The following is a 20,304-nucleotide window of genomic DNA, read 5'->3' as shown; positions in this document are numbered from 1 at the left end:
CCGTGACCGTCGTCGTCTGGATCACCGAAGGCACCTGGCCCGCCTGTGTCGACGCCGCCCGCGCGCACGCGCCGCAGGGCGCCGAGATCGTCCTGCTGCACGTCAGCGGCCAGGAGGTGCCCGGCGTGGCGCACGGCGCCTTCGCCGGGCTGCTCGGCCGCGGCCACCGCGAACGGGACCCCGGCACCCGGGTGGAGACCCTGGCGGCGGCCTCCGCCCGACAGCTGCTCGACGCCGCGGCCGAGCGCCTCGGCCGCCCCTGCGCCCACGTGGAACGCACCGGACGGGTCGAACGCGAGGTCGTCGCGGCCGTCGAGGGCGCGGAGCTGCTGGTCCTCGCCCGGGACGGCGACCGCACCCGGCTCGGCCCGCACAGCCTCGGCCTCGCGACCCGCTTCGTGGTCGACCACGCGCCCTGCCCGGTCCTGCTGGTCTGGCCGGAACCCGCACCCGGCGCCGACACCCTCCCGCCCCCGCCGCACCACCACCACTGACCCGACCGGCCGCCGGTCCGCGCCGCCGCGCGGGGCGTCCGGCCGGACGCGACGAGCCGCCGCACCGGGACCGGTACGGCGGCTCGTCCTGCGCTCGCGAACGGTGCCCGCGCTCAGGCCACCGGCACGCCGCCGACCACCTCGGGCACACCGCTGCCCGCGAGCACCTCGGGCCGCAGCAGCGCCCTGAGCGTCTCGGCCGGGAGCAGGCCCTTCTCCAGGACGAGTTCGGCCACGCCCCGGCCGCTGGCCAGGGCCTCCTTGGCGATGTCGGTGGCGGCCGTGTACCCGATGTGCGGGTTGAGGGCGGTCACCAGGCCGATGGAGTTCTCGACGCTCGCGCGCAGCGCCTCGGTGTTGGCGGTGATGCCGACCACGCAGCGCTCGGCGAGGGTGAGGCAGGCCGCGCGCAGGTGGGTGACGGACTCCGAGAGCGAGTGCAGGATGATCGGTTCGAAGGCGTTGAGCTGGAGCTGGCCCGCCTCGGCGGCCATGGTGACGGCGACGTCGTTGCCGATCACCTCGAAGGCGACCTGGTTGACGACTTCCGGGATCACCGGGTTGACCTTGCCGGGCATGATGCTCGAACCGGCCTGCACCGGCGGCAGGTTGATCTCGCCCAGTCCGGCCCGCGGCCCGGACGACAGCAGGCGCAGGTCGTTGCAGGTCTTGGAGAGCTTGACGGCGATGCGCTTGAGCACGCCGGACATCTGGACGAACGCGCCGCAGTCCTGGGTGGCTTCGACCAGGTTGGCCGCGGTGACGAGGGGCAGCCCGGTGATGGCCGCGAGGTGGCGCCGGGCGGCTTCGGCGTACCCGGCGGGGGCGTTGAGGCCGGTGCCGATCGCGGTCGCGCCGAGGTTGATCTCGTGGATCAGCCCGACCGCCTCGGCGAGCCGGCTGCGGTCCTCGTCGAGCATCACCGCGAAGGCGGAGAACTCCTGTCCGAGCGTCATCGGCACGGCGTCCTGCAACTGGGTGCGGCCCATCTTCAGCACGTCGCGGAACTCGACGGACTTGCGGGCGAACGCGTCCTGGAGGACGGCCATCGCGTCGAGCAGGCCGCGCACCGCGAAGACGGTCGCGATCCGGACCGCGGTCGGGTAGACGTCGTTGGTGGACTGACCGAGGTTGACGTCCTCGTTGGGGTGCAGGTGCCGGTACTCGCCCCTGGCGTGGCCCAGCAGTTCCAGCGCCCGGTTGGCGATGACCTCGTTGGCGTTCATGTTGGTCGAGGTGCCGGCGCCGCCCTGGATGACGTCCACGACGAACTGGTCGTGCAGCGTCCCGCCGCGGATCTCGCGGCAGGCGGCGACGATCGCGGCGGCCTTGCGGGGCTCCAGCAGGCCGAGTTCCTCGTTGGCGAGGGCGGCGGCCTCCTTCACGGCGGCCAGGGCGTCGATCAGGTGCGGGTACGTGGAGATGGGCGTGCCCGTGATGGGGAAGTTCTCGGTGGCACGCAGGGTGTGGACGCCCCAGTAGGCGTCGGCGGGGACGTCCCGGTCTCCGAGCAGGTCGTGCTCGCTGCGGGTGGCGGCGGTCATGGTGTGCGGGTCCTCTTCCTGAGGTGGGTGCGGGGGTCGTGGACCGGTCACGCCGAAGCGGCGCGGGCCTGCGGCGCCAGGGCCGGCACCGGGCGGACTTCGCCGACGCGGTGGCCGCCGCCGGCCGTGGCCTCGCCGGCGCAGTCCGCCAGCAGCGCGGGATCGACTCCCGCCAGCGCCAGGGCGGCGGCCGTCACCGGGACGCGTGCCCGGTTCGCCCCGTCCGCGATCTTCACGGCGACGGCGCGGCCGTCCGGCAGCGCGGCGATCTGGACGCCCTCGAAGCCGTCCTTGGCGAGCAGTCCGGGCACCGCGCGCATCAGCACGGCCGTGTCCCGTCCGCTGCCCGAGGCCATCTCCGGGTGACCGCGCAGCGCCTGCGCGACCCGGAACTCGGCGGTCCCCGGCGCCGCGGCGGCGATGCGGGCGGCGGCGAGGGCGAGGCCGCGCAGGGAGACCGCGAACAGCGGGGTGCCGCAGCCGTCCACGCTGGTGTGCGCGGTACGCCGGCCGGTGAGCTCCTCGACGACGGCGGCGATCTCCCGCTGGAGCGGGTGGCGGGGGTCGAGGTAGGTGGTCAGGGGCCAGCCGTTGAGCTTGCAGAGGTAGAGCATCGCGGCGTGCTTGCCGGAGCAGTTCTGGGCGAGCCGGGACGGCGGGCGGTCGCCTCGCACCCAGGTGTCCCGGACGGCCGGATCGTACGGGTGGTCCGGGACGTTGCGCAGGTCGTCCTCGGTGAGGCCGGCCAGTTCGAGGATCCGCCGGGTGCCGGCGAGGTGGCGTTCCTCGCCGGAGTGGCTGCCCGTCGCGAGGGAGAGCAGTTCGCCGTCCAGCGGCAGCCCGGCCCGCACCATGGCGACGGCCTGGACCGGCTTGAGCGCCGACCGCGGATAGCAGGCCGCCTCGATGTCACCGAGCCGGAACCGGACCTCGCCGTCCGCGTCGAGGACGACGACGGAGCCGTGGTGGACGCCCTCGATCATGCCGCCGCGGGTGACGTGGGCGACGGGGACGTGGTGGGGTTCGCGGATCGCCGGAGCGTCCGCCGGGGAACTTCTGTGCATCACTGCCTCGATCGGTGGTGGGTCGCTTCCAGTCCGTCCCGGCGGCCCTCGGCGACGGCGGGACCGGTCCGCACGTCGCCGAGGGCCGCCGCCCGGTTCAGTCGTCGGTCCCGGCGGCTTCGCGCGCGAGGCGCCCCCGGATCGCGTACCAGCCGGCGACGAGCGCGGCCGCGATCAGCGGCACGCACAGCACGGTGGTGCGTCCGGCGCCGCCGTCGGCGTACATGAGGACCAGGACGGAGGCGAGGAAGGCCAGCGTCACGAGCTCGGTCCACGGGGAGCCGGGCAGGCGGTACGCCGGGCGGGCCAGTTCGCCGGCCCGGGTCTTCCGCCAGAAGAAGAGGTGGCAGACCATGATCATGGCCCAGGTCGCGATGATGCCGATCGCCGCGAGGTTGAGCACGATCTCGAACGCGTCGGCGGGCACCACGAAGTTGAGGCCGACGCCCAGGACGCACATGCCGCTGGTGAGCAGGATGCCGCCGTACGGCACCTGGGTGCGGCTCATCCGGGCGGTGAAACGCGGGGCGGACCCGTTCACGGCCATCGAGCGCAGGATGCGGCCGGTGGAGTAGAGGCCGGAGTTCAGCGAGGACATGGCCGCGGTGAGGACGACCAGGTTCATCACGCTGCCGGCCGCCGGGACGCCGATGTGGGACAGCACGGTCACGAAGGGGCTCTGGCCGGCGGAGTACCTGTTCCAGGGCATCAGCATCGAGAGCAGGACGACCGAGCCGACGTAGAAGAGGCCCACCCGCCACATGATCGAGTTGATCGCCTTCGGCATGATCTTCTCGGGGTTCTCGGTCTCCCCGGCCGTGACGCCGACCAGTTCGACGGAGGCGTAGGCGAAGACGACGCCCTGGATGATCAGCAACATGGGCAGCAACCCGTGGGGGAAGACGCCGCCGTTGTCGGTGATCAGCGACGGTCCCGGTACGGTGCCGTCCACCGGGTGCCGGGTGACGATCAGGAAGATCGCGATGCCCATGAAGACCACCAGCGCGCCGACCTTGACGATGGCGAACCAGAACTCCAGTTCACCGAAGAACCGCACCGAGACCAGGTTCACGGTGAGCACCACGGCCAGGGCGATGAGCGCGATGACCCACTGCGGGACGCTGGAGAACAGGTGCCAGTAGTGGGTGTACGTCGCCACCGCGGTGATGTCGGCGATGCCGGTGGTCGCCCAGTTGAGGAAGTACATCCAGCCCGCGGTGTACGCGCCCTTCTCCCCCAGGAACTCCCGGGCGTACGAGACGAAGGCCCCGGAGGACGGGCGGTACAGGACGAGTTCGCCGAGCGCGCGCACGACGAGGAACGCGAAGAGGCCGCAGACGGCGTAGGCGACGAACAGCGAGGGGCCGGCGTCGGCGAGGCGCCCGCCGGCGCCGAGGAAGAGGCCGGTGCCGATCGCGCCGCCGATGGCGATCATGTTGACGTGACGGGGTTTCAGGGACTTGCTGTAGCCGGTGTCCCCGGCATCGACGTGACGGGTCGTGGGGCGCTTCTCGTCTTTGAGGAACTGCTCGCTCACGCCTCGGATCTGCCTTCCGTGGGGGTGTCCGCCCGCTTGGGGCGCACGATGTCGGTGAGGGTCGTCTCGACCCGGTGGAGGTGGTGGGACATCGCCTCGACGGCGTCGTGCTCGGAACCGTCCACCAGCGCCTCGACGATGGCCCGGTGCTCGCAGTTGGACTGCTCGCGCCGGCCGCCCAGCTCGTTGAGGAAGGTCGACTGACGCGCCAGTGCGTCACGGATCTCCTCGATGACCCGGCGGAACACGGGGTTCTGGGCCGCCTCCGCCACCGCCAGGTGGAAGACGGTGTCCAGCGCGACCCACGCGGTGGTGTCGGTCTCCCGCTCCATCCGGTCGAGCAGGTGGGCCAGGTGGTCCAGGTCCCCCGGGGTACGACGCAGCGCCGCGTACCCGGCGACCGGGATCTCGACGTGCCGACGCACCTCCAGCAGGTCACTCGCCGCGTAGTCGCCGAAGGTGGGGTCCTCGACCGTGTTCGCCACGACGAAGGTGCCCTTGCCGGTCCTGGAGACGGTCAGGCCCATGGCCTGCAGGGCCCGCAGCGCCTCCCGCAGCACCGGTCGGCTGACCTCCAGGGTCCGGCACAGCTCCGCTTCGGACGGGAGCTTGTCGCCCACCGCGTAGTCACCGCGCTCGATCGCGCCGCGCAGGTGGCCGAACACGGCTTCGGTGGCGCTGATCCGCCGCGGTATGCCAGCTGTCTGGCTGTCTGACAGGTTCACGGGCCGATCCTCGGGGCACCGGCGCCACGGTGTCAAGACACCGGCCCGGACGGAACGGCTCGCGGCGCAGCTTGCGGAAGTCGGCTGAAGACGGTGCTCGCACGTCTCTGGACACGGCCGAGGCGCCGGGTCTATAAACGTGGAATCCACCCCGCATTACCACCGCTGACTCTGCTTCAGCATTTTGTTAGCGCTAACATTCCGCGCCGCCCTCCCTGCCCCACCCGAGCCGCTCACCCAAGGATGACGATCCCGTGTACAGATCAAGCTCCGCCCGCACACGTCCGTTCGCGGTGCTCGCCGCCGCCGTCGCGGCCCTGGCCGCCCTGGCGGCGATGCTCGTCGCCGGCCCGGCTCAGGCGGCCACCACCGGCGCCGTGCGCGGTACGGCCTCCGGCCGGTGCCTCGACGTGCCGGGTGCCAGCCGGACCGACGGCACGAACCTGCAGATCTACGACTGCTGGGGCGGGGCCAACCAGCAGTGGACGTCGACGGACAGCGGTCAGCTGACCGTGTACGGCGACAAGTGCCTGGAGGCCCCGGGCCACGCCACCACGGCCGGGACCCGGGTGGCGATCCGCGGGTGCGGCGGCGGCGCCGACCAGCAGTGGCGGGTGAACGCCGACGGCACGATCGTCGGCGTCGAGTCCGGGCTGTGCCTGGACGTCTCGGGCGGCGGGACCGCCAACGGCACGGCGGTGCAGCTCTGGAACTGCACCGGCGCCGCCAACCAGCGGTGGACCGGCCTGTCCACGACCTCCTGTGCCCTTCCGTCGACGTACCGCTGGACGTCGACGGCACCGCTGGCGCAGCCGGCGAACGGGTGGGTCGCGCTGAAGGACTTCACCACCACGACGTACAACGGCAAGCACCTGGTCTACGCCACGACCTCTGACGGTTCGTCGTGGAACACGATGGGGTTCGCTCCCTTCACCAACTGGTCGGACATGGCCTCGGCCGCCCAGACCGGTCTGCCCCGGTCCGCGGTCGCGCCCCAGCTGTTCTACTTCGCGCCCAGGAACGTCTGGGTGCTGGCCTCCCTGGGGTGGGGCACCTCCTGGTCCTTCAGCTACCGCACGTCCAGCGACCCGACCAACCCCAACGGCTGGTCCGCGCCGCAGGACCTGTTCACCGGCAGCCTCCCGACCGGCGGCCCGATCGACCCGACCCTGATCGCCGACGACCGGAACATGTACCTGTTCTTCGCCGGTGACAACGGCAGCATCTACCGCGCGAGCATGCCGATCGGGAACTTCCCGGGCAGCTTCGGCTCCTCCTACAGCACCGTCATGACCGACACCGTGAAGAACCTCTTCGAGGCCCCGCAGGTCTACAAGGTCCAGGGCCAGAACCAGTACCTGATGATCGTCGAGGCCCGGGGCACCAACGAGCAGCGCTACTTCCGCTCCTTCACCGCCACCAGCCTGAACGGCACCTGGACCCCGCAGGCCGCCACCGAGGGCAACCCGTTTGCGGGCAAGGCCAACAGCGGCGCCGGCTGGACCAACGACATCAGCCACGGCGACCTGGTCCGCGACAACCCCGACCAGACCATGACCGTCGACGCCTGCCGCCTGCAGTTCCTCTACCAGGGCAGGGACCCCAGGAGCGACGGCGCCCCCTACCTGCAACTGCCGTACCGGCCGGCCGTCCTCACCCTGCAGCGCTGACCCGCCGGACGCACCACGACCGCGAGCGCGGGTGGCCGACACCTCGGCCACCCGCGCATCGTGGCCCGGTGGGGCCTGGAAGGAGCCGGCGTTCGCCCCCGGCCTCCGGTCACCCGGTGGACAGCAGCAGGGGGTCGGCCATGATCCGGCGCACCGTCGTCAGCGCCGCGCCCAGCAGCGGGCCGCGCCGCCCCAGCGCCGAGGGGCGCAGCGCCTCCGGGGCCCAGGGCCGCACGGTGACCCGGGCGGCCAACTCGGCGCGTACGGAGGGCAGCAGCCAGTCGGCGAGCTCGGCGTAGGCGCCGCCGAGGACGAGCCCGTCCGGGTCGACGAGTTCCACCGCGGCGGCGAGGGCGAGGCCCAGGGCCCGCCCCGCACCGTCCAGCGCCCGCAGGGTGGGCTCGTGTCCGGCGGCGGCCCGCTCGGCGAGCGCGGCGACCGGGTCGCCCGGGCGGTGCCGCCCGAGGCCGGCCTCGCGCAGCACCGCCGCCTCGCCCGCGTACTGTTCCAGGCAGCCGCGGGCACCGCAGGCGCACCGGACACCGTCCGGCCGGACGGGGAGGTGGCCGAGTTCGCCGGCGAAGCCGCGGGCGCCCCGGAACAGCCGTCCGTCGATGACCAGGGCCGCGCCGATCCCGGCCCCGGCGGAGACGTGGACGAAGGTCTCCGCGGCCTGTCCGGCGCTCCAGTACTCGGCCAGCGCCCCGAGGTTGGCCTCGTTCTCCGGCTCGGGCACGGTGTCCGGGTCGGGCCAGTGGTCGGCGGGCCGGACGCCTCGCCAGCCGAGGTTGGGTGCGCGCTCGACCAGCCCGGCCGGTTCGTTCGGCACCACCCCGGGGACGGCCAGGACGCGGCCCTCGACGCGCAGTCCGAGGGCCGCGGCCTCGGCCTGCGCCTCGGCCGCCAGCTCGGCGGCGTCCGTCAGGACCTCCCCGGCCGGCCGGCCCGCGTTCTGCCGTTCGACCCGGCGCCACACCCGGGGCTCGCCCCGCAGGTCCACCACGCACGCGCCGAGGTGGCTGACGCCGATCTCCAGGCCCAGCCCGGCCGGGCCCCGGTCGTTCACGGCCAGCGCCCGTCCGGGGCGGCCGACCCGTCCACTGGCCGTGGCCGCCGCCTCGGTCAGCGCTCCGCGGCCGATCAGCTCGTCCACCAGGGAGGAGACGGCCGCCCTGGTCAGGCCGACGCGCCCGGCGACGTCCGCGCGGGAGAGCGGGCTGTGCCCGGCGACCGCACCGAGCACCAGTGAGAGGTTCCGCCGTCGCATGTCCTGCTGCGACGCCGGTCCGCCTTCCGACCCCTTGCCCGCCCTGATCGCCACCGTCACGCGCCCCTCCTACCGGTCCTCGGCCGGCGCGCCCTGCAGGGCCCCGGCCCGACGCAGGGTATCCCCGATCCGTTCGAGCGCGTCGTCGTCCCTCTCGACGGCTGCCAGCACCGGGCCGTCGGCCGTGCGCCAGCGGCGCGCCACCGCGTCGGCGGGCTCTCCGGTGAGCAGCGCGGCGGCCTGGGCGGCGGCGCCGAGCGCGACCAGCTCCCGGGCGACGGGCACCTGGACCGGCCGGCCCGAGAGCCGCAGGACGGTCCGCTGCCAGGCCCGGCCGCGGGCGCCGCCGCCGATCAGCAGCAGCGGTTCGTCGCCCCCGGGGTCCTCGCCTCCCGCGAGCAGGACGCCGTCCAGCGCCGTGAGCAGGGCGTGGGCGGCGCCGTCGTAGGCGGCCTGGAGCAGCTGGCCGGGCGTGGTGTCGTGGCGCAGGCCGTGGACCAGGCCGGACGCGCCGGGGAGGTCCGGGGTGCGTTCGCCGTCCAGGTAGGGCAGGACGACCGCGGTGCCGCCGTCCTCGACCTCCTCGCGGCCGCGTCCGAGCAGGGCGGCGAAGCGGTCGACGGCCAGGGTGCAGTTGAGCGTGCAGGCCAGCGGCAGCCAGCCCCCGAGGGCGTCGGCGAAGCCGGCGACGGTGCCGCTCGGATCGGCGGGCCGCGTCCGGCCGACGGCGTAGACGGTGCCGGAGGTGCCGAGGCTGAGCACCGGCTGCCCGGGCAGGAGGCCGAGCCCGAGGGCCGCCGCCATGTTGTCGCCCGTGCCGGTGGCCACCGGCGCCCCCTCGCGCAGCGGCAGTCCGGGACGGACGGTGCCGGCCCGCGCGCCGGCCGCGAGGACCCGGGGCAGCAGCCCGGGATCGAGGCCGATCCGGGCGAGGACGTCCCGGTCGTACCCGTCCGGGCCCCACCAGCCGGTGCCCGAGGCGTCGCCCCGGTCGGTGACGGCCTCGCCGGTCAGCCGTTCGGTCAGGAAGTCATGGGGAAGGCGGACGGCCGCGACGCGGTCGGCCGCGGCGGGCTCGTCGGTGCGCAGCCAGGCCCACTTGGCGGCGGTGAAGGCGGCGGTGGGGACGCTGCCGGTGCGGCGGGCGATCTCCGCCGCGCCGAGCGCGTCGCGCAGTCGCGCGGCCTGCGGCGCGGACCGGACGTCGTTCCAGAGCAGCGCCGGGCGCACCGGGCGCCCGGCCCGGTCGAGGGTGACGAGGCCGTGCTGCTGGCCGGCGACGGAGAGGGCGGCCGCGCGGTCCGCCCAGCCGGTGAGTGCCGCGGCCTCGACGAGCGCCTCCCACCACTGCTCGGGGTCGCTCTCCCGGCCGGCGCCCGTGCTGACGGTGTGCCGGGCGCGGCCCTCCCCCACCACCTCGCCGGTGTCGATGTCGACGGCCAGGGCCTTGGTGGCCTGGGTCGAGCTGTCGACGCCGATCACGACACGCTGCTCAGCCATGTGTTCCTCCGGTGCGGGTTCCTTTTGACGTCCCGGCATACTAATTTGTTGAGAGCCCTGACAAACACCCTCCGCACCCGATTCGGAGCCGCTCCATGTCCAGCGACCCGCTCGTCCCCACCCCCGCGCACAAGTTCACCTTCGGCCTGTGGACCGTCGGATGGCAGGGGCGCGACCCGTTCGGCGACGCGACCCGGCCCGCCCTCGACCCGGTCGAGACGGTCCGGCGGCTGGCCGCCCTCGGCGCCCACGGCGTCACCTTCCACGACGACGACCTGATCCCGTTCGGCGCGGGCGAGGCCGAGCGCGAGCAGGCGGTCAAGCGCTTCCGCGCCGCCCTGGACGCGTCCGGGCTGAAGGTGCCGATGGCCACCACCAACCTGTTCACCCACCCCGTCTTCAAGGACGGCGCGTTCACCGCCAACGACCGCGACGTGCGGCGCTACGCGCTGCGCAAGACCATCCGCAACATCGACCTGGCCGCCGAGCTCGGCGCCTCGGTCTACGTCGCCTGGGGCGGGCGCGAGGGCGCCGAGTCCGGCGCGGCCAAGGACGTGCGCACCGCCCTCGACCGGCTGAAGGAGGCCTTCGACCTGCTCGGCGAGTACGTCGAACGGCAGGGCTACGACCTGCGCTTCGCGATCGAGCCCAAGCCCAACGAGCCGCGCGGCGACATCCTGCTGCCCACCGTCGGCCACGCCCTGGCGTTCATCAACGAGTTGGAGCGCCCCGACCGGGTCGGCCTCAACCCGGAGGTCGGCCACGAGCAGATGGCGGGCCTCAACTTCCCGCACGGCATCGCCCAGGCCCTGTGGCACGGCAAGCTGTTCCACATCGACCTCAACGGCCAGTCCGGCATCAAGTACGACCAGGACCTGCGGTTCGGCGCGGGGGACCTGCGGCAGGCCTTCTGGCTGGTCGACCTGCTGGAGTCGGCCGGCTACGACGGCCCGAAGCACTTCGACTTCAAGCCGCCGCGCACCGAGGACTTCGACGGCGTCTGGGCCTCGGCGGCCGGCTGCATGCGCAACTACCTGCTGCTGGCGGAGCGCTCCCGCGCCTTCCGGGCCGACCCGGAGGTCCAAGCCGCGCTCGCCGCCTCCCGACTGCCCGAACTCGCCCTCCCCACGGCCGAGGACGGCCTGACCGGGCTGCTCGCGGACACGTCCGCCTTCGAGGAGTTCGACGTCGACGCCGCCGCCGCGCGCGGCATGGCCTTCGAGCAGCTCGACCAGCTGGCCCTCGACCACCTCCTCGGCGCCCGCTGACCGGGACCGCCGCGGCCGGCGGCGAGCCCGGTGGCTCGCCGCCGGCCGCGGCGGTCGTCGACGTGGAGGTCGAGTTCACTCCCGCGCGGCGGGTGGCTGTGCCTGTGCCTCGACCACCAGTGCGTGGCCGGGGTGGTTGGTCAGGCCCGGGGCGGCGAGGCCGACTTCGGCGAGGTACCGGCCGGTCAGGGTGAGCGCGGCCGTCCGCCGGGCCCAGGCGGGCCAGGAGTGCTCGGGGCAGGAGAGCTCGGGGCGCACCCGTAGCGCGTAGCGGGTCTCGGGCTCCAGGCCCGGCAGGCGTACGGGCGCGCCGTTCTCGGCGACGGAGGTGTCCAGCTGGACGTAGGCGAAGACGGCGTGGGCCCGGTCCCGGGAGACGACCCCGTGGACCCAGGCTGCCGGGTCGGGGTGGTCGGCGCGGACCACGTCACCGCCGTGGAGCAGCGGCCGCAGTTCCTTGTAGGCGCCGACCCAGGAGGTGAGCGCGGTCAGGTCGCTCTCCGGCCAGGCCGTGATGTCGGCCTCGATGCCGGCGTGTCCGAACAGGGCGGTGGCGCAGCGGAAGGCGAGCGTGGTGTCCCGGTGGCTGATGTGGGCGGGGGCGGAGCCGACGTGGGAGCCGATCAGCTCGTAGGGCAGGAGGAGGCCGGTCCAGCGCTGGATCGCCTGGCGTTCGACCGGGTCGATGTTGTCCGATCCCCAGATCCGGTCCGTGTGCTCCAGGATGCCGAGGTCCGCGCGGGCCCCGCCGGACGAGCAGGACTCGATCTCCAACCCGGGGTGGCGGCCGCGCAGTTCGTCCAGCAGCCGGTAGACCGCCGTGGTCTGCGCGTGCACGCCGGGCCGGCCGTCGTGGACGGCGTCGGCCAGGTCGCGGTTGTGGTCCCACTTGAGGTAGTCGATGCCCGCCTCCCCGACCAGGGTGCTGATCCGCTCCAGCAGATGGGCGTAGGCGTCGGGGTTCGCGACGTCCAGGACGTGCTGGTGGCGCTGCTCGAACGGGAGGCGTTCGGCGTCGGCGAGGAACCAGTCGGGGTGGGCGCGGGCCAGGTCGGAGTCGGGGTTGACCATCTCGGGCTCGACCCAGAGGCCGAACTGCATGCCGAGCCCGTGGACGTGGTCGGCGATCGGGCGGAGCCCGTCGGGCCACACCTTCTCGTCGACGTACCAGTCGCCGAGGCCGGCCCGGTCGTGGCGGCGGTGCCGGAACCAGCCGTCGTCCACGACGAACCGCTCCACGCCGACCTCCGCCGCGGTGTGCGCGAGGGCGCGCACCCGTTCGGGGTCGTGGTCGAAGTAGACCGCCTCCCAGATGTTCGCGGTGACCGGCCGGGCGGTGTTCGGGTGCCGGGGCCGGGCCCGGAGCATGTCGTGGAATCCGCGGCTGATCCCGTCCAGGCCCGAGCCGGAGGTCGCGAAGTACACCCACGGGGTCCGGTGGCACTCGCCCTCCGCGAGCCGGATCTCGCCGGCGTCCAGCAGTTCGCCGCCGCCGAGGACCGTCGTCCCGTCCGCCAGCCGCTCCGCGTACTGGACGTGGTTGCCGCTCCAGGCGGGGTGCACGCCCCAGACCCGGCCCTGCCGGAAGCCGAAGCCCGCGGTGCCGGCGAGCAGCAGTCCGGCGTCGAAGCCGGTACGGCCGCGCCGGCTCTCCCTCGACCACACGCCCTGCCGCAGCGGGGCGCGCTGCGGGGAGCGCTCACGGGCCCAGCGGCCCGCGAAGTCCAGCAGTTCCGCGGCGTGGGCGGGCACCGGGAGGACGCACGCCAGGACGTCCAGGGTGTAGGCGTCGGTCGCCGTGTTGGTCAGGGCGTGGCGCAGCCGCACCACGCCGTGCTCCGTCATCTGCAACTCGGTGTCCAGCGCGAGCCCCGCGCCCCGGTCCAGGGCCCGCACGTGGACGGCGCCGCCCCGGCCGTCCCGGACGGCGCGCAGGCCGACCGGTTCGGCGAGTTCGAAACGCGGGGGGCGGACCCGGCCCTCGCGGTGCCCTGCCAGGGCCGGCCGTCCGAACCAGCCCTGTCCCTGGGACGGCATCAGGCTGCCGGCCCGGTGGTCCGGGGCCCGGCCCATGGCGTCGAGCACCTGCGCGGCGTCGCCGGCCCGGAAGCCGGGATCGACGCCCCAGTGCAGCACCCGGGGCATCCCGGGGCCGGCGGTGTCCAGCGCGAGGGCCGCGTCACCGGCCGTCAGTACGACGACGTTCGCATCGGTCATCTCATCCTCGTTCGGGAGTGGTCCAGTACTGGCCGGCGCGGCCTACGGGGTCAGCCGGTCCGCGACGTCGGCCCCGTCCCGCACGAAGACCGGGACGCGTTCCAGCGGGGCCGGCGCGTCCAGCGTCCTGCCGCCCTCCAGCACCCGGCCGGTGACCGGGTCGAGCCAGCGGGCACCCGAGGGCAGGTACACCCGGCGGGCCCGGACGCCCGCCTCGTACACGGGTGCCACCAGCACGTCGGGGCCGAGCAGGAACTGGTCGTCCACCTCCCAGGCGCGCACGTCCTCGGGGAACTCGAAGAACAGCGGACGCATCGGCGGGGCGCCGGTGCGGTGGGCCTCCTCGGACAGGCTCCTCAGGTACGGGCGCAGGCGCTCGCGCAGCACCAGGTGGTCGCGGAGGATGCCGTACGCCTCCTCCCCGTACGACCAGATCTCGTTCGGCCCACCAGTCATGTCGGTGGCGAAGGCGGGGAAGTTGGGCTCGCGGTCCCCGTGCAGCCGGGTGACCGGGCTGAACGTGCCGTACTGGAACCACCGGATCAGCAGCTCGCGGTACGCCGGGTCGTCCGGGTCGCCGCCGAAGAAGCCGCCGATGTCGGTGGTCCACCACGGGATGCCGCTCATCGCGACGTTCAGCCCCGCCCTGATCTGGCGCCCGAGCGAGTCGAAGGTCGTGGGGATGTCGCCGGACCACAGCAGGGCCCCGTGGGCCTGACTGCCCGCCCAGGCCGAGCGGATCAGCGACAGCGGCCGGTCCTCGCCCTCCGCGCGCAGGCCGTCGGCGACCCCCCGGACGTGCTCCAGCGGGTAGAGGTTCGCGGCCTCGGCGGCCGGCCCGGCCGCGTAGACCGCCCGGTCGGCGCGGTCCGGGGGCAGGTCGGGTTCGCAGGCGTCCAGCCAGAAGCACGCCACCCCCGGCGAACGGTAGTTGTCCTTCAGCCGCCGCCACAGCGCGGCGCGCGCCCCGGGGTGGGTGGCGTCGTAGTACGCCATGGGGCGGGTCAGCGCGTCCCCGCCGTACCGGGACGGCCACGGGAAGGTGAGCAGGCCGCCGTCCGCCTCCCTCACCAGGTGCCCGGCCGACCGCAGTTCGTCGTGGGTGTCACTGCCGGGCTCCACGGTGGGCCACACCGACACGGCGAGCTTCACCCCGAGCTCCGACAGTTCCTTGACCATGGCGGCGGGATCGGGCCACTCGCTCGCCTCGAAGCGCCAGTCGCCCATCCTCGGCCAGTGGAAGAAGTCGCAGACGATCACCGACAGCGGCAGGCCGCGCTCCCGGTACTCCCGTGCCACCGCCAGGAGTTCGTCCTGGGTGCGGTAGCGGAGCCTCGACTGCCAGAAGCCGGAGGCCCACTCGGGGAGCAGCGGCGGGCGGCCGGTGGCCCGGGTGTAGGAGTCCAGGATCCGGGCCGGGGTGTCGCCGGCGGTGATCCAGTAGTCGATGCGCCCGCCGGCGTCGGCGGTCCACCGGGTGGCGTCGGCGCCCAGTTCGACGCGGCCGGTGGCGGGGTTGTTCCACAGCAGTCCGTAGCCGCGCGAGGAGTGCAGGAAGGGGACGGCGGCCACGGTGTTGGACTGGACGAGGTCGATCACGCAGCCCTTCTGGTCCAGGCGCCCGTGCAGGTGCTGCCCCAGGCCGTGCAGGCGTTCGCCGTCGTAGGCCTGGAAGGACTGTTCCGTCCGGCCGCCCGCCGCGTGGACGCGGCAGTCGGCGTGGTGCGCGTGCGGGCTGCGCTCGGCGAGGAGTTCGCGGCCCGAGGCGGTGTCGAGGAACCTCAGCCGGCCGTGCGCCGTGGCCTCGACGGCGATGCGGCCGTTGACCAGGCGGGCGGAGCCGTCCTGCGAGACGGACGCTTCGGCCTGCGGGCAGGGCTCGGGGCCCTCCAGGGCGCCCGGGGCGGCGGGGTCGATCGTCCCGGACGCGGCGCGCACCCGCAGTGCGTCCGGTCCCCAGGGCTCGATCCGCAGGACTTCTGCGGGGGTGTGCCGTTCCAGGCCGCCCGCGCGGATGGTGTAGGTCAAGGGTGGTTCCTCTGTTCGGGTGGCGGGCGGGGGCGGGGATCTCCGAGGGCCGTACGCCCGGGGGTGGGCTCCGGCGGCCGGCCGGCCTCAGACCGGGTGGGGCAGCTCGGCCTCGTACGTGCCGGCCGGGCAGACGTGCAGGGCCCCGTCCGGGCCGCCGGTCCGGAGCTGCCAGGGGTGCGGGCTGTCGGTGGTCACCGTCAGCCGGTCGCCGGTGCGGCGCAGGTGGAAGCGGGCGGCCTCGCCGGCGCCTTCGGTGCGGGGGATGACGACGGTGCGTTCGGCGCCGTCGGCGAAGGCGTGCACCCGGAGTTCGACGCCCTCGGCCCAGGCGGAGACCGGGCGCCGGTCGTCCGCGCCGAAGGGGATGACGGAGTCGGGGCGGGCGAGCAGCGGGAGGGTGTGGAAGTCGTGCTGTTCGCGCACCCAGCGCGGGCCGGTCACCTGGTCGCCGGTGAGGACGTTGGTCCAGGTGCCCTCGGGCACGTAGTACTCGACCGTGCCGTCGTCGGTGAAGACCGGGGCGACGAGCAGGTCGTCGCCGAGCAGGTACTGCCGGTCGAGGGTGGCGGCGGCCGGGTCGTCCGGGAACTCCAGCACCATCGCGCGCATCACCGGGACGCCGGTCGCGTGGGCCTGCTGCGCCGCGCGCTGGAGGTAGGGCGCGAGCCGGTGCTTGAGCAGGGTGAACTCGCGGGTGACCTCGACGGCCTCCTCGCCGAAGTCCCACGGCACCCGGTAGGACTTGCTGCCGTGCAGCCGGCTGTGCGAGGAGAGCAGGCCGAACTGGGCCCAGCGCTTGAAGACGGCGGGGGTCGGGGTGCCCTCGAAGCCGCCGATGTCGTGGCTCCAGAAGCCGAAGCCGGACAGGCCGAGGGAGAGTCCGCCGCGCAGCGACTCCGCCATCGCGTTGAAGTGCGATTCGCAGTCGCCGCCCCAGTGCACCGGGTACTGCTGGCCGCCCGCGGTGGCGGAGCGGGCGAACAGCAGCGCCTCGCCCTCCCCGCGCTCCTCGCGGAGCAGCTCGAACACGGCCTGGTTGTAGAGCTGGGTGTAGTAGTTGTGCATCCGCTCCGGGTCGGAGCCGTCGTGCCAGACCACCTCGGTGGGGATGCGCTCGCCGAAGTCGGTCTTGAAGCAGTCCACGCCGATGTCCAGCAGGGCGCGCAGCCTGCCGGTGTACCAGTCGCGGGCGGCGGGGTTGGTGAAGTCGACCAGGGCCATGCCCGGTTGCCACAGGTCCCACTGCCAGACGCCGCCGTCCGGGCGGCGCACCAGGTAGCCCTCGCGCATGCCCTCGGCGAACAGCTCCGACTTCTGCGCGATGTACGGGTTGATCCACAGGCTGACGCGCAGTCCCTGTGCCTTGAGCCTGGCGAGCATGCCCGCCGGGTCCGGGAAGGTGTCCTCGTCCCAGCGGAAGTCGCTCCACTGGTACCCGCGCATCCAGAAGCAGTCGAAGTGGAACACGCTCAGCGGGATGCCGCGTTCGGCCATGCCGCCGACGAAGCGGTTGACGGTGGCCTCGTCGTAGTCGGTGGTGAAGGAGGTGGTCAGCCACAGGCCCAGCGCCCAGGCCGGGGGCAGCGCGGGGCGCCCGGTCAGGGCCGTGTAGCGCTCCAGGATCTGCTTGGGGGTCGGGCCGTGGACGACGAAGTACTCCAGCGACTGGTCCTCGACGCTGAACTGCACCTGGCCGACGGACTCGGAGCCGATCTCGTAGCTGATCTTGCCGGGGTGGTTGACGAACACCCCGTAGCCCCGGTTGGTCAGGTGGAACGGGACGTTCTTGTACGCCTGCTCGCTGCTGGTGCCGCCGTCGGCCTGCCAGACGTCCACGACCTGGCCGTTGCGGACGAACGGGGTGAACCTCTCCCCCAGCCCGTAGACCAGCTCGCCGACTCCCAGGGAGAGCTGCCCGAACATGTGGTGGCGGCCGTCCGCGTCGGTGACGAAGCCGGTGCCGCGCTCGCCGGCCGTGGTGAGCACCCGGCCGCCGGCGGTGAACTCCAGCTGCCAGGGCTTCGAGGTGTCCACCCGCAGGGACAGCTCCCCGGCGCAGAGTTCCACCACGTCGCCGTCCCGGCGCACCTTGCCGCCGCCCTGCTCGGCACCGGGCAGCGCGAACTCCGGCCCGCCCCGCACCGAGCCGGCGTGGTGGGTGGCGCGCACCCCGATCACGCCTTCGGCCGGGGACCAGCACTCGACGGTCAGCAGCGGGCTGTTGAGCGTGTCGCCGCGGCCGCGCACGTGCTTGACGGGCGCGTAGAGGGTCAGCCGGTGCTCATCGGCGCGGACGTCGGCGACCTCGGTGGCGTAGCGCGCGGTGACGCCCGGGCGCATCAGCCAGTAGCCGTCGGTGAACTTCATCGGGCGGATTCCTCCGTCCGCGCTCGGTGCGCGGTGATCAGGCCCCGGTACCAGTGGTAGCTGTCCTTGGGGGTTCGGGTCAGGGTGTCGTAGTCGACGCGGACGAGGCCGAAGCGCTGCTCGTAGCCGCGGGCCCACTCGAAGTTGTCCAGCAGGGACCAGACGTAGTAGCCGCGGACGTCGACGCCGGCGGTGACGGCGTCGGCGACGGCGGCGAGGTGGCCGGCCAGGTAGTCGACGCGCTCGGCGTCGTGGATCCGGCCGTCGGGGGTGACGCTGTCGGCCTCGGCGGAGCCGTTCTCGGTGATCCAGAGCGGCGGGAGCCGCGGGTAGCGGGCGTCGATGTCGCGGAGCAGCTCGGTGAACGCGGACGGGACGACGGGCCAGCCCATGGTGGTCAGCCGGGTGCCGTACGGGTTCGGTTCGGTGACGCCGATGTCCGTGGCGGTGCGCTTCTCGGGGTCGGGCTCGCGGTGCGGGGCGGCTTCGACGGTGACCGGCCGGTAGAAGTTGATGCCGACGAAGTCCAGGGGGGCGCCGATGAGTCGGAGGTCGCCCGGGCGCCGCCAGTCGCCGTCCGCCAGGCCCGCCCAGGTCTCCTCCTCGTGCTCGGGGTAGCGCCCGGCGAACAGCGGTTCCGTCCAGACCTCGTTGTGCAGGACCTCGGCCCGGCGCAGGGCGGCGAGGTCCTCGGGGCGGCCGGAGGCGGGGTGCAGGCGGTCGAGGTTGAGCGTGATGCCGACGTCGCGGGCGCCGGCGGTGCGCAGCTCCCGTACGGCCAGGCCGTGGCCGACGAGCAGGTGGTGGGCGGCCGCGAGCGCCCCGCGGCCCTCCCGGGCGCCGGGTGCGTGCCGGCCCTCGGCGTAGCCGACGAAGGCGGAGCAGAAGGGCTCGTTGAGGGTGATCCAGCGTTCGACCCGGTCCCCGTAGCGGTCGGCGGCGACGGCGGCGTACTCGGCGAACGCCTCCGCCGTCTCCCGCACCCGCCAGCCGCCCCGGTCCTCCAGGGCCTGCGGCAGGTCCCAGTGGTAGAGGGTGGCGGCGGGGGCGATCCCGGCGGCCAGCAGTTCGTCGATCAGCCGGTCGTAGAAGTCCAGGCCCTTGGCGTTGACCGGGCCGGTGCCCCGCGGCAGCAGGCGCGACCAGGCGATCGAGAAGCGGTAGCCGTCGACGCCGAGCTCGCGAAGCAGGGCGACGTCCTCGGGGTAGCGGTGGTAGTGGTCGCAGGCGGTGTCCCCGGTGGCGCCGCCGAGGGTACGGCCCGGGGTGTGGCTGAAGGTGTCCCAGATGGACGGGCCGCGCCCGTCCTCCTCGTGGGCGCCCTCGATCTGGTAGGCGGCGGTGGCGGCGCCGAACCGGAAGCCCGGCGGCAGCTGGGGGAAGGCCGGGGCGATCATGCGCCCGCCCCGCGCGGCTCCGGCCCCAGCCCGCGCTCGCGCAGCCAGTCGAGCTGGGCGGGCGGGTTGGAGGCGTAGCCGCCGCCGTGGTCGGCGAACGGCCAGACGGTCATGGTGCGGTCCTCGCCCGCGTAGCGGTTGAAGGCGGCGTAGACCGTCCGGGGCGGGCAGACCGGGTCCATCAGGCCGACGCTGAACAGCGCCGGTGCGGTGGCCCGCCGGGCGAAGTGGATGCCGTCGAAGTAGTCGAGGGTGTCGAAGGCCGACTGCACGCGGTGCCGGCTGTGCCAGCGCAGGTAGCTGACGAGCTCCTGGTACGGGCCCTCCAGGGCGATCTGCGCGGCCTCGCGGTAGTGGCACAGGAACGGGACGTCGGGCATCACCGCGGCCACCCCGTCACCGGCGAGCCCGGCGACGGCGAGGGCCAGGCCGCCGCCCTGGCTGCCGCCGGCCAGGACGATCCGGTCGGTGTCGAGGCCGGGCAGTTCCGCGACGGCGTCCACGGCGCGCACGCAGTCGGTCATCAGCCGCCGGTAGTAGTGGTTCTCCGGGGAGTCGATGCCGCGGGTCATGAAGCCGCCGACCCACTGGGTGCCGTCGCCCGCGCCGGTGTCCGGGGTGTCGTGGCCCTGCCCCCGGCTGTCCACGACGAGCTGGGCGTAGCCGGCGGCGGACCAGAACAGGTGCTCGGTGGGCAGCCCGCGGCCGCCGGAGTAGCCGATGTAGCTGACGACGACCGGCAGCGGATCCACCGCGCCGCGCGGGCGCAGCAGCCAGGCGGCCACCGGCTCGCCGTTCCAGCCGGGGAACCGGACGTCGTCGACCTCGACGGTGCGCAGCCCGTACCGCGCGGTGACGCGATCGGCCTTGACCACCCCGCCGTGCGAACGGGCCTCGGCGAGGGTGCGCCGCCAGAACGCGTCGAAGTCCTCCGGGGCGGGCAGGTCCGGCCGGTAGCCGACGAGCTCGTCGAGGCCGAAATCGGTGTGCGGCATGGCGGGTTCCTCCGGATGGGGCGATGAGGGGGTGCGGTGGTGTGGGGCGGCGGCACCGGGGCCGGGGCTGCCGCCGGGCGGCGGGGTGCGGGATCGCACGGGGGTGGGGGGCCCCCGGGGGGGGGGCCCCCCCCCGCGGGGGGGGGCCGCGGGGGGGGGGCCCCCCCCGGGCGGAGCGGGAGGCGGCCCGCCCGCACTCGCCCGGGCGCGCCCCGCGCACGGCGTGGG

General features: G+C 74.1%; 14 protein-coding genes. 3 read left to right on the top strand and 11 right to left on the bottom strand.

What is annotated here, in order from left to right; genetic code table 11:
- Positions 1 to 2 precede the first annotated feature (2 nt).
- The gene (locus ACFY0X_RS16835; RefSeq protein WP_387754964.1) at positions 3 to 494 is read left to right on the top strand and encodes a universal stress protein; all 492 of its coding nucleotides are present in this window, start codon (positions 3 to 5) and stop codon (positions 492 to 494) included.
- Between the two features lie 113 nt (positions 495 to 607).
- Here ACFY0X_RS16835 and aspA read toward each other — a convergent pair whose 3' ends face one another.
- From aspA to ACFY0X_RS16815, 4 genes are all read right to left on the bottom strand, one after another.
- The gene (aspA, locus tag ACFY0X_RS16830) at positions 608 to 2,038 is read right to left on the bottom strand and encodes an aspartate ammonia-lyase (protein ID WP_387754962.1); all 1,431 of its coding nucleotides are present in this window, start codon (positions 2,036 to 2,038) and stop codon (positions 608 to 610) included.
- A gap of 47 nt (positions 2,039 to 2,085) precedes the next feature.
- On the bottom strand, positions 2,086 to 3,102 hold the full coding sequence (locus ACFY0X_RS16825; RefSeq protein ID WP_387754959.1) for an asparaginase: 1,017 nt from the start codon (positions 3,100 to 3,102) through the stop codon (positions 2,086 to 2,088).
- A 97-nt stretch (positions 3,103 to 3,199) separates the two neighbouring features.
- Positions 3,200 to 4,639, bottom strand: coding sequence for an amino acid permease (locus tag ACFY0X_RS16820; protein ID WP_387754956.1), 1,440 nt, complete (start codon positions 4,637 to 4,639; stop codon positions 3,200 to 3,202).
- A complete protein-coding gene (locus tag ACFY0X_RS16815) occupies positions 4,636 to 5,364 on the bottom strand; it encodes a FadR/GntR family transcriptional regulator (protein ID WP_387754953.1) in 729 nt (242 codons plus the stop codon). Before ACFY0X_RS16815 ends, ACFY0X_RS16820 begins: the two co-directional genes overlap by 4 nt.
- 335 nt (positions 5,365 to 5,699) lie before the next feature.
- On the opposite strand from ACFY0X_RS16815, the gene ACFY0X_RS16810 reads away from it, so the two are divergent.
- Positions 5,700 to 7,034, top strand: coding sequence for a non-reducing end alpha-L-arabinofuranosidase family hydrolase (locus tag ACFY0X_RS16810; RefSeq protein WP_387755710.1), 1,335 nt, complete (start codon positions 5,700 to 5,702; stop codon positions 7,032 to 7,034).
- A gap of 109 nt (positions 7,035 to 7,143) precedes the next feature.
- On the opposite strand, the gene ACFY0X_RS16805 is transcribed toward ACFY0X_RS16810, so the two are convergent.
- Together ACFY0X_RS16805 and xylB are read right to left on the bottom strand one after the other, a co-directional pair.
- Positions 7,144 to 8,301 carry an ROK family protein gene (locus ACFY0X_RS16805; protein WP_387755707.1) on the bottom strand — a complete coding sequence of 386 codons (1,158 nt, stop codon included), beginning with the start codon at positions 8,299 to 8,301 and terminating at the stop codon, positions 7,144 to 7,146.
- A 69-nt stretch (positions 8,302 to 8,370) separates the two neighbouring features.
- The gene (gene xylB, locus ACFY0X_RS16800) at positions 8,371 to 9,801 is read right to left on the bottom strand and encodes a xylulokinase (RefSeq protein WP_387754950.1); all 1,431 of its coding nucleotides are present in this window, start codon (positions 9,799 to 9,801) and stop codon (positions 8,371 to 8,373) included.
- Positions 9,802 to 9,896: 95 nt separating this feature from the next.
- Here xylB and xylA point away from each other — a divergent pair, with 95 nt between their 5' ends.
- Positions 9,897 to 11,069 (top strand): xylose isomerase, encoded by a 1,173-nt coding sequence (xylA, locus tag ACFY0X_RS16795; protein ID WP_387754947.1) that lies wholly within the window; start codon positions 9,897 to 9,899, stop codon positions 11,067 to 11,069.
- 75 nt (positions 11,070 to 11,144) lie between these two features.
- Here xylA and ACFY0X_RS16790 read toward each other — a convergent pair whose 3' ends face one another.
- The 5 genes from ACFY0X_RS16790 to ACFY0X_RS16770 all read right to left on the bottom strand — a co-directional run bounded on the left by ACFY0X_RS16790 (position 11,145) and on the right by ACFY0X_RS16770 (position 20,076).
- A complete protein-coding gene (locus tag ACFY0X_RS16790) occupies positions 11,145 to 13,286 on the bottom strand; it encodes an alpha-galactosidase (protein WP_387754944.1) in 2,142 nt (713 codons plus the stop codon).
- Positions 13,287 to 13,328: 42 nt separating this feature from the next.
- Positions 13,329 to 15,314: a TIM-barrel domain-containing protein gene (locus ACFY0X_RS16785; RefSeq protein WP_387754942.1), complete on the bottom strand. Its 1,986-nt coding sequence runs from the start codon at positions 15,312 to 15,314 to the stop codon at positions 13,329 to 13,331.
- Between the two features lie 87 nt (positions 15,315 to 15,401).
- Entirely contained in the window at positions 15,402 to 17,684 is a 2,283-nt protein-coding gene (gene yicI, locus ACFY0X_RS16780; RefSeq protein ID WP_387754939.1) for an alpha-xylosidase, read from the bottom strand.
- Positions 17,681 to 19,081, bottom strand: a complete 1,401-nt coding sequence (locus ACFY0X_RS16775) for a GH1 family beta-glucosidase (protein WP_387754936.1) — start codon at positions 19,079 to 19,081, stop codon at positions 17,681 to 17,683. Before ACFY0X_RS16775 ends, yicI begins: the two co-directional genes overlap by 4 nt.
- Complete coding sequence (locus tag ACFY0X_RS16770; protein WP_387754934.1) at positions 19,078 to 20,076, bottom strand: acetylxylan esterase; 999 nt, start codon at positions 20,074 to 20,076, stop codon at positions 19,078 to 19,080. Before ACFY0X_RS16770 ends, ACFY0X_RS16775 begins: the two co-directional genes overlap by 4 nt.
- Positions 20,077 to 20,304 lie beyond the last annotated feature (228 nt).

The organism is Kitasatospora sp. NPDC001547, from assembly GCF_042894165.1.
Classification (GTDB): Bacteria; Actinomycetota; Actinomycetes; order Streptomycetales; family Streptomycetaceae; genus Kitasatospora.
Note: the sequence above shows the minus strand (reverse complement) of the source record. Positions and strands in the feature narration are given on the sequence as shown.